The following is a 12,730-nucleotide window of genomic DNA, read 5'->3' as shown; positions in this document are numbered from 1 at the left end:
TCGCCTCGTCGCCCAACCGGTCACCCGCCGAGACTTGGTTCCTGCTTTGCAACGCCGCGTTCGTCCTTGCGGAAATACGTCCTGAAGAAAACATCGTCGGGCACCGCGCCGACGAGCCGGGCGATCAACGCGGTCGCCAGCACGGCGAAGACCAGGCGGCCGACGAACAGGCTGGTGAAATCGGCGCCGAGAGCGACGACGATCAACGTGTCTTCTATGATGCTGTGGGCAAAGCCCATGAACACGCAGGCAAGGAATATCTGACGCGGATCGGTATTCGCCGTGCGCGCTTCGCGGATCAGCAGCCCGCCGCCATAGGAGATGCCGAGAAAAAGGCCAACCGCCGCGAAGGGCACCGTTGGCGATGTGATGCCGGCAAGGCGAAACAGCGGCGCCAGCCCGCGATTCAGCCAGACCAGGATGCCGGAGATTTTGAGAAGCTCCATCAGCCAGCTCAGCCCCAGCAGAACGCCCAGCATGACCGCCAGCGTCTTGAGCGTGGTTTGTGCAAAACCAATCCAACCGGTGCTCTCATTCATCGGTATCCATGCCGGATTCAGCGGCTCGGAAAACCAGCCCGTCGCGGCGAATATCTGATGCAGGACAGTGGCGAACAGCAACCCGCCGCCAATGCGCAGCGCCGCGGTGACGGCGAAGCTGGGCCCGGCCTTCTGGATGATGCGCTGCTCGATCGGGATGGCATGCGCAAACAGAAGGAGCGCTGAAAGGACCGTCATGTCCGCCGTGCTCAGGCTCGAGACCGGCGCCAGCACGAACACCGTCACCACCGCGCCCCAGATTCCCACGAGCAATCCCGTCAGCCACGCAAGCGCAAGCTCGGGCGGCAGCCCGACGAGCTTCATGACGGGCGCGAAGAACGGCGCGACTGCCCGGATGACGCCGAGCTCCAGCAGGATTTGCGTGACGACCGTCACCGGGACGATGATGCGGACCAACTCCCAGTAGACCTCCAGCGTTTGCAGGGTCTTGCGATAAAGGGCCAGGTGCACTTTCATGGCGGCGTCTCCGTGATTGCCGACAGACAACTAGCGTTATGCCGTTCGCATTTGTGGTCAAAATTTGCATATCTACGCAATAATATTGCAAGCACAGTGGGCGGTAACGAAGGATCGGAATGGACCAGATCGACAGAAAGCTTCTCAACCTGTTGCAGGAAGACGCGTCGCGGACAAATGCCGACCTGGCGGACGCGGTCGGTCTTTCACCCTCCAGTTGCCTGCGCCGCATCAGGCGGCTCAAATCCACCGGCATCATCGACCGCATTGTCGCGATCCTCAGACCGGCCAAGGCCGGCCGGGGCATGAAGGCGCTGGTCACGGTCGAACTGGAGCACCACGGCGAACAGCAAACGCGCCGCTTCCTCGACCTTGTCACGAAGGAAGCGGCGGTGATCCAGGCCTACAGCGTGAGCGGCGAGACCGATGTCGCCCTGATGCTGCACCTGAAGGATATGGAAGCGTTCGATGCGCTGTGCGACCCGCTGTTCCGGGAGGGAAGCAATGTCGCGCGTTACCATACGATGTTCGTCATCCGCACGGCCAAGGAGACGACCGCCATCCCGATGTGAAGCAACCGGCCTCGCAGCGGCTTGCTCAGCGCCCGCCTGGGACGGAGGGCAGGTTTTCCAATGCCTTCAGCAGCCGGTATCCGGCCTCGACGCGCACGGGATTGGGATAGTTCTTGTTGGCCAGCATCACGATACCGATGTTCCTGGCCGGCGCGAAAACGACATAGGCGCCGAAACCGATTGTCGAGCCGGTTTTGTTGATCAGCATGTCTTCCCGATGCGACTGCGACTGGCTGAGCTTATCCACCGTGTTCGGCTCGAATGCCATTTCAGACGTATTTCCGGACAACAGGCGATCAAGCCCCGCGTCACCGGGATACATCTCCCAACCCAGACCCTGGATCATGCCGCCGACCCGGTAGTATCCGGTATGCGTTGCCTTGATGGCATGCTGGAGTTCGGCATCCAGTTCCGCGCCATCGAGATTCGCCTCGGCAAAACGGATCATGTCGGCGGCGGTCGTCTTCACACCATAGGCCTCCGAGGCAAGCATGCCCGGGTTGACGCGAACTGGCTTGCCGGTCCTCGAATAGCCATAGGCATAGTCGCCCATCCGCTCGTTCGGAACCTTGACATAGGTATCCTTCAGGCCAAGCATCGGGATGAGGGTTCCTTCCATCAGGTCATCAAAGGGCTCACCCATGCTTCTTGCGGCCAGATAACCGAACAGGCCGATGCTTGGGTTCGAATAGACCCGATTGGTGCCCGGGGCATAGGTCGGCTGCCAGTTTTTGTAATAGGCGATCATCTCGTCCTGATCAGTGACCTCGTCAGGGAACTGCAAAGGCAGCCCGCCCGCCGTGTAGGTCGCGAGTTCAAGAAGTTTGATCTCATCGAAAGCGCTGCCTGTCAGGGCCGGCAGGTATTTGCTTGCGCTGTCGGAGAGAGACAGCTTTCCCCGCACCTGTGCGAGAGCGCCAAGGGTGGCGGTAAAGGTCTTGCTCACCGAGCCGATCTCGAAGATGGTGTTTTCAGTGACAGCTTGCCCGCTCTCTTTTGAAGCGACGCCGTAGTTGAAGAAATAACGCTCTCCCCCAATCGTGATTGCCACCGCCATTCCGGGAATTTCGTTTTGCCGCATTATCGGCCGGATCGTCTCGTCGACGATCGCCTGAAGCTCTCCCTGGGCGCCGTTCCCGGCAGCGTGGGCGTTGAGATTGAGGGCCAGAAAAGCCGCAGCGGCGGAGAAAAGCTGTCGTGGATAGATTTTTCTCATATCAGTTATAATTTCCTTTTTGTTGAATTTTCGCCTCCTCCCGCAGCAATTTGCCGCTAGAATGCGGATACGTGGAAATGCGATCCTCGCCAAACGATGATTTGTTTGCTCAGGCATGAGAAAATCTCGACCCTTTAGATAACCCCTTCTGTCACGGCGGGCGCATAGCGCTCAGGAGAATTAGGCCCTATGGAAGTTTCACAACTCCCGCTCAACGCCCTGCGCGCTTTCGAAGCTTCTGCACGGCTCGGCAGTTTCACGCGAGCCGGCCTTGAGCTGCGGGTGACGCAAACGGCCATCAGCCATCAGGTACGAATTCTGGAAGCGACCCTGGGGATGTCGCTTTTCGAGCGCCTCCCGCGGGGCTTGGCCCTGACCGATGAAGGCCACCTCCTGCTGCCGGCGCTCACCGACGCGTTTCACCGCATGAGCGCAACGCTCAGCCAGCTCGAGGAAGGCAATTTCCGCGAGATCCTGACCGTCGGGGTGGTGGGAACGTTTGCGATCGGCTGGCTCCTCTCCCGCCTGAAAGGCTTCAAGGAGCAGCATCCTTATGTGGATTTTCGCCTGAAGACGAACAACAACCGCGCCGACATTCTCGTCGATGGCCTCGATTTCTTCATCCGGTTCGGCGATGGCGCATGGCATGGAACCGAGGTGACCCACTTGATGGACGTTCCGCTTTCACCCGTCTGCGCACCAGCCATTGGCGCGCGTCTGCGCAACCCGGCGGACCTGGCCGACGAGGAATTGCTGCGTTCCTACCGCCGCGACGAATGGTCCCTATGGTTCAGGGCCGCAAACATCGATCCGCCAAGCCTGCGCGGCTGGATGTTCGATTCGTCGCTGGCCGTGGTGGAAGCGGCGGCGCAAGGGGCGGGCGTAGCCCTCGTTCCCGTGGCAATGTTTGCCCGGGAAATCGCCGGAGGCCGCATCGTGCAGCCCTTCGACATCACGGCGTTCGCCGGAAGCTACTGGCTGACCCGCTTGAAATCGCGCCCAGAGACCGCGTCCATGCGGGCTTTTCGCCAGTGGATCCTGGCAGAGATAGACGCAACATAGTCGAGCGCCACGCCGTCCGTCCTCACACTCTGTCCACCAACCGCTCCAACGCGCCCCGCATTGCCTGCGCGCCAGCCTCCATGGCGACATTGTAAGCGACGCTCATGTCCCCGAACGTACCGCAGCAGCGTGCGACGCTGTTTGCGGTCTTGCGGTCTTGCGCACGCTGCAGCGACCGTGGCGTCTTGCGCAAGAAACGGGTGGCTTGCACGCGCGGCGACTTCCTAGGGTACGCGTGGCCACAGAGAAGACCATGCAATGACCCACATGAACAGGCTCGTGCTGTCGGCATACGGCATGAACATCGCCGACCAGATTGCCCTCGTCGCAGTGCCGATCATCGCCGCGGTCGTCTTTGACGCATCGACGGCAACGATCGGCGTCCTCGTTGCGTGCCAATCGATGGCCCATCTCGTCGGTTCGCTGCCGTTCGGGCTGCTGGTCGACAATTTGCAGCTTCGCACCATGGTCATCGCGTCGGCGATCCTGTCGCTGATCGGTTTCGCGGCGGCGGCGCTGGCCATCGGCGCCGGCAATGTGCTTCTGTTCGGTGTCTCCATCGCCATCGCCGGTTTCGGCATCGTCCTCTTCGGCCTCGTCAGCCTGTCCATCCTTCCCAAGCTCACCGACAGGCCGGGTCTATCGAGGGCCAACGCCCAATTGTCGCTGCCACGCTCGATCGCCTCCTTTCTGGTGCCGCTCGGCCTCGGCGTCGTGCTGAGCCTCCAGACGTCCGAGATGGTGTTCTGGGTGGCGACGGAATGCTCGGCCCTGGCATTGGCCTCTGTCAGGGGATTGCCAAGGTTTCAGCGTCCGCGGGCGGATCGCGAACCCATCGTTTCGCGGCTGGTCAAGGGCGGGGCCTATGTCGTGGGCAGCGGGATACTGCGCCCGATCTCGCTGTGCGCCGTTTTCTGGAACCTGGCCTTCGCCATCCTGCTGGTGCTCATGGTGCCGTTGATCGTCAAGGTCTACCGCGCAGACCCGGCGATCTTTGCCCGCCTGATGGCCGCCTTCGGCCTCGCCGCCATCCTGGGAACCTGGGTCGTGGCGCGCCTGCCCGCCACCGTGTCGCCGAGCATCGTTCTGCTGTTTGGCCCGGGATCATCCGTCGGAGCCTCCGCACTGCTTCTGATCGTTCGGCAAGAAGCGGCGGAACCCCTGCTCCATGCAGCCTTCTTCCTGATGGGCTTTGGCCCGTCCATGTGGCTCGTGACGCAGAACACGGTTCGCCAGCTTGCCACGCCCGAGGCGATGCTCGGTCGGGTGAACGCCGTCATCCAGACGGCCATCTACGGAATTCGCCCGCTGGGCGCATTCGTCGGCGGTGCGATCGGCAGTTATCTTTCGCCTGAAGCCGGATTGTGGATCGTCGTCGGGCTGTTCGGCGTGTCGTTTCTTTCGGCCGCCTTCAGCGAGTTGAGAACGATTTCGACCTGGGAGGACGTAAAGGTGTAGGATCTTGCGTCGATTTCGGGCGGTCCCTACTCGCCCTTCACCACGTGGTTGTTCCTCAGCCGCGTCACCGCATTGCCGTGCGCGTCGAACCCCTCATAGCGGGCGAAGCGCAGCGTGTGCGGGGCCATTTCGGCATAGCCTTTCTCGGTCACGTGGGCGATGGACGAGGTCTTCATGAAATCATGGACGCCGAGCGGCGAGTGGGCGCGCGCCATGCCCGAGGTGGGCAGCACGGCGTTCGGCCCCATGGCGTAGTTGGCCATCGAGCCCGGCGCGTATTCGCCAAGCAGGATTTCCGAGGCGTTGCGCACCTTCGACAGATATTCGAACGGCGTCTTCGACAGGATCTGCAAATGCTCCGGCGCATAGTCGTTGATGAAGTCGAAGGCCTGGTCCGGCGTTTCGGCAAGCACGATGCCGCCGCTCGTGCCACCCAGGACATCCGACGAATAGCGCACCCGCACGGCGCTCATCTCGGCCCAGAACTTCGGCAGCGCATCGCGCACCTTCTCGGCCACATCGCGCGACCAGGTTACGAGGAAATTGGAACTGTCGCTGCCGTGTTCCGCCTCGATCAGAAGGTCGAGCGCGGCAATTTCCGGATCGGCGGTCTCGTCGGCAAGGACGATGCATTCGGTCGGGCCGGCCGGCAGGCGCGAGGCGATCTGGCCTTGCAGCAGGCGCTTGGCGGCGGCGATCCACGGGCTGCCCGGCCCCTCGAATTTCGCGCAGCGCGGCACGGTGTCCGTGCCATAGGCGGCGGCCGCCACGGCCTGTCCGCCGCCAGCCTTGTAGACGTGCCTGATGCCGGCAATGCGCGCGGCAACCAAAGTGGCCGCATCGACCTTGCCATCGGGTCCGGGCGGGGTGAGCACGATGGGCAGCGGCACGCCGGCGACGACGGCGGGAATGGCGGTCATCAGCGTCATCGACGGAAACGTGCCCTTGCCGCGCGGCGAATAGAGCGCCACGCTGTCGATGGGGGTCGCCCGCTCGCCGACCAGAACGCCGGGGCGGATTTCCTTCATCCACATCTCTTCCGGGCGCTGCGCCTCGTGGAAGCGGCGAATGTTGTCGGCGCAGTATTCCAGCGTCTCGATCATCTCCGGGTCGAGACTGTTGAACGCCGCATCGAAATCGGCCTCGGTGGCGGCGATCTCGTTCACCTCCACCGGCGCCTTGTCGAACAGGCGGGCAAAGCGCGACAGCGCCGCATCGCCTTCCTTGCGCACCGCCTCGATGATCGGCGCGACATTCTCCAGGAAATGGGTGAGATCGTCTTCCGTGCGCGTGAGCAGCACCTTGCGCTCCGCATCGGACAGTTTCGACAATTCGTGCCAGGCCACGCGCTTCGACATCTTCACCCACCAGTTTCCAGGATGCGTTTCGCTGGCACGTATAAATCATTTTTGCGCGAGGCATAGCCCCGGAGAAGGCGCGCGGGCGGGCCAATCAGCGCAGCATGCCGCCATAGATGCCAGGGTCGGAGCCGGGAATCTCGATCGCCCCGCATTGCCGCTTGTAGAAGTCGACGGGGCCGGCGCCACCGATCACCGCATAGGCGTAGCCCGCCTGCCGCATGGCGTGGAGCGCCGCCATCAGAAGGCCGACGCCGACGCCACGGCCGCGCGCTTCCTCAGCGACGCCGGTCGGGCCGAAGAAGCCCTTCGCCGTCGCATCGTAGCAGGCAAACCCGAGCAGTTGCCCCTCTTCGACGGCAACCAGGACGCCGGGCGGCTGCGCGGCGAAAGCGACGGCGCATTCGCTCGCCCAGTTGCGGCTGAAATGCCGCTCGGCAAAGTCGCAGACCACGTGCATTTCCGGGGCGATGGCGCGGCGAATGGCGATTCCGTCGTCGCGCGGCCTTTCCGCCGGCAATCTGTAAAGCGGTACGAGCAGGTCAGGCATTGTCGGCCTCCGAATAGGCAACGAAATGGCCCGGCGCAATTTCGCGGTAACCGGCGATGGGACGGGCCGCATCGGCCCGCACGGCATCGGCCTGCCGGGTGAAGGCAAGGGCATCGTCCGCCTCGGCATCGAACCGGCGGGCCGGGTCGGGCACGGCGGAGATGAGCAGCTTGGAATAGGCATGGCGCGGATTGCGGATGACGGCGTCGGACGGCCCGCGCTCCATGACCTGGCCGGCGAACATGACCGCCGTCTCCTCGGCAATGTAGTGCGCCGTGGCGATGTCGTGGGTGATGTAGAGGAAGGCGATGCTGCGTTCCTCCTTCAAACGCCGCATCAGGTCGAGCACGGATTTGCGGATCGACACGTCGAGCATGGAGGTTGGCTCGTCGGCGACGATCAGCTCCGCGCCGACGGCAAGAGCGCGGGCGAAGCTGACCCGCTGGCGCTGGCCGCCGGAAAGCTGGTGGGGAAATTTCTCGAGCGTCGTGTCGGGGTCGAGCTCGACATCGGAGAGGGTTTTGCGCAGGCGCGCTTCAAGGTCGTCCGTGCCGCCATGCAGGCGCAAGGGCCGCTCCAGATGGTGGCGGATCGTGTGCGTCGGGTTGAGCGAGGCGAACGGATCCTGGAACACCATCTGCACCGCGCGCAGATAGGCGCTGTCGCCCCTGCGCGTGCGGCCGGCAAAGATGTCCTCGCCGCGAAAGCGGATCGTGCCGGCGCTCGGCTCGAAATGGCGGATGACCGCCCGGCCGCAGGTGCTCTTGCCCGAACCGCTTTCCCCGACCAGCGCCAGCGCCCGGCCGGGCTCGATGGAAAAGGTGACATCGCGCAACGCCTCGACGCGGCGCACAGCGCCCAGCACGGGGCGCACATGGAACGTCTTGGATACGCCTTCCAGGCTCAACAGCGGCGCGCTCATGCGGCGGTTCCTCCGATGCGCGGCATGGCGGCCCACAGCTTGCGCGTATAATCGTGGCGCGGAAAGGCGACGAGGTTTTCCGCCGCGCCTTCCTCGACGATGCGCCCTTCCAGCATGATGGCAATGCGGTCGGCAAACTGCGCCATCAGCGCCAGATCATGGGTGATGAACAGCACCGAGAAGCCGAGCCTCCCGCGCAGCGCGACGATCTCCTGCAGGATCTCGCGCTGCACCACCACGTCCAGCGCAGTCGTCGGTTCGTCCATGATGACCAGGCGCGGCCGCAAGGTCAACGCCATGGCCAGCACGACGCGCTGGCGCATGCCGCCGGAAAGCTGATGCGGGAAGGCGTCGAGCCGGTCGGCGGGCAGGCCGACCATGGCCATCATCTCCGCCGCCTTGGCACGCGCCGCCTCGCGGCCCGTCTTCTCATGGCGGGCCAGCATGTCGCGGAACTGCTCGAACACGGTCAGCACCGGGTTGAGCGAATTCATGGCGCTCTGGAACACCATCGACGCGCCGCTCCAGCGCCAGGCTTCGAGCTTGCGGCGCGGAAAGGCCAGAATGTCCTCGCCGTCGAACAGGATTTTTCCGTCGCTGATGAAGGCCGGCGGCCGATGCAGCCGCATGAGGGAGAAGGCGATGGTGCTCTTGCCGCAGCCGCTTTCGCCGGCCAGCCCCATGATCTCGTTGTGGCCGATGTCGAGCGAGACGTTGCGCACGGCGCGGAAGCTGCCGGCCGGCGTCAGATAATCGACGCAGAGATTCTGCACCGACAGGAGGGATTTCGCCGCGCTCATGCCTCTGTCTCCAGCAGCCGCTCGCGGTCGAGCTTCTTCTGCAGCTTCATCGCCTTGCCGATGGCGCCCAGCGTGCGCAGGCGCGGATTGGAAATCTCGTCGACGCCGAAATTGAGCAGCGACAAGCCGACGCCGATCAGCACGATCGCCGCGCACGGCGCGACCATTTCCCACCAGGCCCCGACGGTGATCGCCGAGGCGTTCTTGGCGTTGTAGAGCATGGTGCCCCAGGAGACCGACAACGGGTCGCCGAGGCCCAGGAACTCCAGCGTCGCCTGGGTGATGATGGTGAAGATGACGCTGCCGATGAAGTTGAAGCCGATGATCGACAGGAGGTTGGGCAGCATCTCGACCAGGATCATGCGCCAGACCGGTTCGCCGATGAGCTGCGAAGCCTGGATGAACTCGCGGTTCTTCAAGGTCATCGCCTGGGCGCGGGTGACGCGCGCGCCCCAGGCCCAGGAGGTGAGCCCGATGATGACGGCGATGGCCAGCGGCCCGACCTGACCGAGAAAGGCAGCCAGCACCAGCAGTAGCGGCAGCTGCGGCAGCACCAGCACGACATTGGTGGCGAAGTTCAGCGCCTCGTCCGTCGCCCCGCCGTAATAGGCGGCGGTCAGCCCGACCACGGTACCGATCAGCGTGACGATCAGGCCTGCCAGGATGCCGACCATCAGCGAGGTGCGCGTGCCCCAGACGAGCTGGGTATAGACGTCGCGTCCCATGCGCGTCGTGCCCATAACATATTCGACGCCCGGCGGCTGGTGCGGGCGGCTGACGCGCTTGTTGGGATCATGGCTGGTGATGATGGGGGCGGCCAGCGCCACGGTGACATAGAACAGGACGATGAGCAGGCCGGCGGCGGCCTTGCGGTTGCGCAGGAAAATCTTGAGGAGGCCGAGCATCAGGCCCTCCGCAGGCGCGGGTCGAGCGCCACATAGGCGAGATCGACGGCGAAATTGGCCACCAGCATGGCCAGCGTCATGATCAGAAGCTGCCCCTGGATCAGCGGGAAGTCGCGGGCGATCACGCCGGTGTAGAGCAGATTGCCGAGGCCCGGATAGTTGAACACCACTTCCGTGATCAGCGACCCGCCGAACACCGAGCCGAGGCTGATGGCGAAGGCGGTGATGGAGGGCAGCAGCGCGTTGCGGGCGGCATAGTTGTAGCGCACGCGCGCATCCGACAGGCCCTTGGCCTCGGCCAGATGCACATAGTCCTCGCCGAGCTGGCCGATCATGTTGTTGCGCATGGTGACGAGATAGCCGCCGACCAGCACGAGACCGAGCGACAGGACCGGCATCAAGGCGTGGAGCAGGGTGGAGGAGAGAAACGCGCCATCGAGCCCCGGCTCCAGCGCCGGGTCGTAGGCATAGCCGGTGGGCAGCCAGTTGAGCGAGACGGCGAACACGAACAGCGCCGTCAGCGCCACCACCACGGCGGGGATCGACTGCAGCGCAAGCGCGAAGGGCGAAACGAGACTGTCGAAACGGCCGCCGCGACGCCAGGCGGCGCGGATGCCGAACAGCGTTCCGAGCGAATAGGCAAGCAATGTCGCCGTGCCGGTCAGGAACACCGTCCATGGCAGCGCCCGGGTCAGGAGATCGATCACCGGGGTCGGATAGTATTTGACCGAGAGGCCGAAATCCCAGGTGAAGATGGAGGCGAGATACTTCAGATATTGCAGGTGGAGCGGTTCGTTGATGAAGCCGAAAGTTTCCATCAGCGCCTCGCGCGCTTCGGGCGGAATGGTGCCCTGGGCCTGCGCCAGCATGATGTCGGCCGGGTTGCCGGGCATGAGTCGCGGGATCAGGAAATTGAAGGTCGCCGCCACCAGGAAGGCAACCAGATAGAACGCCAGCCGGCGCAGAACGAAGCGCATCGGGTCCCCTTATCTACCGCGCCGTTTCCAAGGCTTCAGCCTTGCCGGCGCCTTCTTGTGTTCGCACTTCAGCAAACGTGTCGTCTTGCTCCGAACCTTCCCGAAGACCTCCTCCCCGCGGACGGGGAGGAGGGGGAGGATGCAGCCTTGAAAACCGAATGGTTCAGTCTTCGACGGGCCGCAGGGAGAGCAGATGCAGGAGGCGCTCGGGCGTCTCGTCATGCACGACGGGCTTGGCGACCGGGTTATCGGCGCTGAAGAAACCGGTGAAGCGCTTGGTGTTGTACTGGTACCAGAGCGGGTTGTTGAACACCGCGACGTAAGGCATGTCGCGGCCGATCTCCATCTGGATGTCGTTCATGATCTGCCGCTGCTCGTCGGCATCGGCGGTCTTGAAGAAACCGTCGAGAAGCGCGTCGAGCTTGTCGTTGTAATAGCGTGTGGCGCCGAAACGCGTCTTGCCCTGATTGCGCGAATGCAGGCCGAGATCCATGTGGTATTGCGGCGTGATCCCGGTGAAATAGGCGTTCATCGCCATGTCGTAGTCGCCGTTGATCAGGCTTTCCGACCACACCGCCTGCTCGGGCGTGGCCACCTGCGCCTCGACGCCGATCGCCGTCAGGCCCTCGACGGCGAGCTGCACCGTGTTGATCCAGTCGGTCCAGCCATTCGGCACGATGATGCTGAAGGCGATCTTCTTGCCGCTCGGGCTCTCGATGTGGCCGTCGCCGTCGCTGTCCTTGTAGCCGGCCTCGGCGAGCAGCGCCTTGGCGCCTTCGACGTCGTAGCGCGTGTATTTGCCGAACTCGGCGTCGACCTCGGGGTTGTTCCACGAATGGAAAGCCTGGCCGAGACCCGAGGGGTACTGGTTGATGGTCGGGTAGCCGTAGCCGGCGATGTCGACCATCGCCTCGCGGTCGAGGGACATGGAAACCGCGCGGCGGAAATCGAGATCGGCGAAGGCCTCGCGATTGCCCTCGTTCTTCGCCTCCATGTTCATGTTGAAAGCAACGAGCGAACCGGCCGGGAACCAGTATTTGTGATGCTCGGGGTCCTGGGCGACGAAGGTCTTCTCGATGTCGGGCAGGAACGAACCCATCCAGTCCAGTTCACCGCGCGCGGCAGCCGCCAGCGCCTGGTCGTTGGTGGCGATCTGCGGGAAGCGCATGCAATCGACCTTCAGCGTCTCGGCGTCCCAGTATTTCTCATTGCGGCACTGGATGTATTCCTGCGGCGTGAAGCGGCGAATGTCGGTCAGCGGGCCGGTGCCGACAGGATTCGGATTGGTGAAGGTCACCGGATCCTCGACGCTCGCCCAGACATGCTCCGGCACCACGGCAAGCCGGACGATCTGGTAGATCGCTCCCGAATTCGCCTCGAACAGGTTGAAGCGGATGGTCTTGTCGTCGACCATTTCGGCCGAATCGACGATCTTGTCGAGACCGTAGATGTCGAGTGCCTTGTTCTTCTTCACCAGGTCGAGGCTGAAGGCGATGTCGCCCGTGGTGAAGGGCTCGCCATCGGACCAGGTGACGCCGTCGCGCAGGGTGACGGTGAGGCTCTTCAGATCGTCGGCGTATTCATAGGCCGTGGCCAGACGATAGTTCGGCTCGCCGCCCTTCAGCGTGTTGAAGACGATCAGCGGCTCGTAGATGAAATCATTGACCGACGGCAGCCTGGTCGACTGGTTGAACGGGTTGTAGTTCTCGATCCACGCGGTGCGCTGCACCGGCAGCGCCGTCAGCACGGATTCGGCGTTCGCCGATGGCGCCTGCACGACGCCGGCAGCCAGGATCAGACCGGCCGTCAAGAAATGTTTCATTGCTTCCTCCCTCAGGAAATCAGGCGGATCGTCCGCCGCCGCGCTGCCCCGCGCCTCCCTCACCCGCCGAAC

The 12,730-nt window shown here is 63.6% G+C and carries 12 protein-coding genes; 3 read left to right on the top strand and 9 right to left on the bottom strand.

What is annotated here, in order from left to right; all coding sequences use genetic code 11:
• Positions 1-20 precede the first annotated feature (20 nt).
• Positions 21-1,016, bottom strand: coding sequence for a nucleoside recognition domain-containing protein (locus AB843_RS03770; RefSeq protein ID WP_048645450.1), 996 nt, complete (start codon positions 1,014-1,016; stop codon positions 21-23).
• Positions 1,017-1,135: 119 nt separating this feature from the next.
• Between AB843_RS03770 and AB843_RS03765 the strand changes: the two genes are divergently transcribed.
• Positions 1,136-1,588: an Lrp/AsnC family transcriptional regulator gene (locus AB843_RS03765; RefSeq protein ID WP_048645449.1), complete on the top strand. Its 453-nt coding sequence runs from the start codon at positions 1,136-1,138 to the stop codon at positions 1,586-1,588.
• A gap of 25 nt (positions 1,589-1,613) precedes the next feature.
• Here AB843_RS03765 and ampC read toward each other — a convergent pair whose 3' ends face one another.
• On the bottom strand, positions 1,614-2,804 hold the full coding sequence (gene ampC / locus AB843_RS03760; protein ID WP_048645448.1) for a class C beta-lactamase: 1,191 nt from the start codon (positions 2,802-2,804) through the stop codon (positions 1,614-1,616).
• Positions 2,805-2,993: 189 nt separating this feature from the next.
• Here ampC and AB843_RS03755 point away from each other — a divergent pair, with 189 nt between their 5' ends.
• Together AB843_RS03755 and AB843_RS03745 are read left to right on the top strand one after the other, a co-directional pair.
• A complete protein-coding gene (locus AB843_RS03755; protein WP_048645447.1) occupies positions 2,994-3,866 on the top strand; it encodes a LysR family transcriptional regulator in 873 nt (290 codons plus the stop codon).
• Positions 3,867-4,124: 258 nt separating this feature from the next.
• Positions 4,125-5,324 (top strand): MFS transporter, encoded by a 1,200-nt coding sequence (locus AB843_RS03745; protein ID WP_048645445.1) that lies wholly within the window; start codon positions 4,125-4,127, stop codon positions 5,322-5,324.
• Between the two features lie 26 nt (positions 5,325-5,350).
• Here the strand turns inward: AB843_RS03745 and hisD are convergent, their stop codons facing one another.
• From hisD to AB843_RS03710, 7 genes are all read right to left on the bottom strand, one after another.
• Positions 5,351-6,682 (bottom strand): histidinol dehydrogenase, encoded by a 1,332-nt coding sequence (gene hisD / locus AB843_RS03740; protein WP_048645444.1) that lies wholly within the window; start codon positions 6,680-6,682, stop codon positions 5,351-5,353.
• 94 nt (positions 6,683-6,776) lie between these two features.
• On the bottom strand, positions 6,777-7,232 hold the full coding sequence (locus AB843_RS03735) for a GNAT family N-acetyltransferase (RefSeq protein ID WP_048645443.1): 456 nt from the start codon (positions 7,230-7,232) through the stop codon (positions 6,777-6,779).
• Positions 7,225-8,154: an ABC transporter ATP-binding protein gene (locus AB843_RS03730; protein WP_048645442.1), complete on the bottom strand. Its 930-nt coding sequence runs from the start codon at positions 8,152-8,154 to the stop codon at positions 7,225-7,227. Before AB843_RS03730 ends, AB843_RS03735 begins: the two co-directional genes overlap by 8 nt.
• Positions 8,151-8,954: an ABC transporter ATP-binding protein gene (locus AB843_RS03725; protein WP_048645441.1), complete on the bottom strand. Its 804-nt coding sequence runs from the start codon at positions 8,952-8,954 to the stop codon at positions 8,151-8,153. The genes AB843_RS03730 and AB843_RS03725 overlap by 4 nt, the downstream gene beginning before the upstream one ends.
• Entirely contained in the window at positions 8,951-9,859 is a 909-nt protein-coding gene (locus AB843_RS03720; protein WP_048645440.1) for an ABC transporter permease, read from the bottom strand. The genes AB843_RS03725 and AB843_RS03720 overlap by 4 nt, the downstream gene beginning before the upstream one ends.
• Positions 9,859-10,836, bottom strand: coding sequence for an ABC transporter permease (locus AB843_RS03715; RefSeq protein ID WP_048645439.1), 978 nt, complete (start codon positions 10,834-10,836; stop codon positions 9,859-9,861). Before AB843_RS03715 ends, AB843_RS03720 begins: the two co-directional genes overlap by 1 nt.
• Before the next feature lie 163 nt (positions 10,837-10,999).
• Entirely contained in the window at positions 11,000-12,658 is a 1,659-nt protein-coding gene (locus AB843_RS03710; protein WP_048645438.1) for an ABC transporter substrate-binding protein, read from the bottom strand.
• Positions 12,659-12,730 lie beyond the last annotated feature (72 nt).

It is taken from the genome of Nitratireductor soli (assembly GCF_001050155.1).
GTDB lineage: Bacteria > Pseudomonadota > Alphaproteobacteria > Rhizobiales > Rhizobiaceae > Nitratireductor > Nitratireductor soli.
The sequence above is the reverse complement of the archived record's forward strand: the minus strand, read 5'-3'. Positions and strand labels throughout refer to the sequence as shown.

Coding starts and splice junctions, on each gene's coding strand:
- AB843_RS03770 (WP_048645450.1), bottom strand. CDS start 1,016: ATGAAAGTGCACCTGGCCCTTTATCGCAAGACCCTGCAAACGCTGGAG.
- AB843_RS03765 (WP_048645449.1), top strand. CDS start 1,136: ATGGACCAGATCGACAGAAAGCTTCTCAACCTGTTGCAGGAAGACGCG.
- ampC (WP_048645448.1), bottom strand. CDS start 2,804: ATGAGAAAAATCTATCCACGACAGCTTTTCTCCGCCGCTGCGGCTTTT.
- AB843_RS03755 (WP_048645447.1), top strand. CDS start 2,994: ATGGAAGTTTCACAACTCCCGCTCAACGCCCTGCGCGCTTTCGAAGCT.
- AB843_RS03745 (WP_048645445.1), top strand. CDS start 4,125: ATGACCCACATGAACAGGCTCGTGCTGTCGGCATACGGCATGAACATC.
- hisD (WP_048645444.1), bottom strand. CDS start 6,682: ATGTCGAAGCGCGTGGCCTGGCACGAATTGTCGAAACTGTCCGATGCG.
- AB843_RS03735 (WP_048645443.1), bottom strand. CDS start 7,232: ATGCCTGACCTGCTCGTACCGCTTTACAGATTGCCGGCGGAAAGGCCG.
- AB843_RS03730 (WP_048645442.1), bottom strand. CDS start 8,154: ATGAGCGCGCCGCTGTTGAGCCTGGAAGGCGTATCCAAGACGTTCCAT.
- AB843_RS03725 (WP_048645441.1), bottom strand. CDS start 8,954: ATGAGCGCGGCGAAATCCCTCCTGTCGGTGCAGAATCTCTGCGTCGAT.
- AB843_RS03720 (WP_048645440.1), bottom strand. CDS start 9,859: ATGCTCGGCCTCCTCAAGATTTTCCTGCGCAACCGCAAGGCCGCCGCC.
- AB843_RS03715 (WP_048645439.1), bottom strand. CDS start 10,836: ATGCGCTTCGTTCTGCGCCGGCTGGCGTTCTATCTGGTTGCCTTCCTG.
- AB843_RS03710 (WP_048645438.1), bottom strand. CDS start 12,658: ATGAAACATTTCTTGACGGCCGGTCTGATCCTGGCTGCCGGCGTCGTG.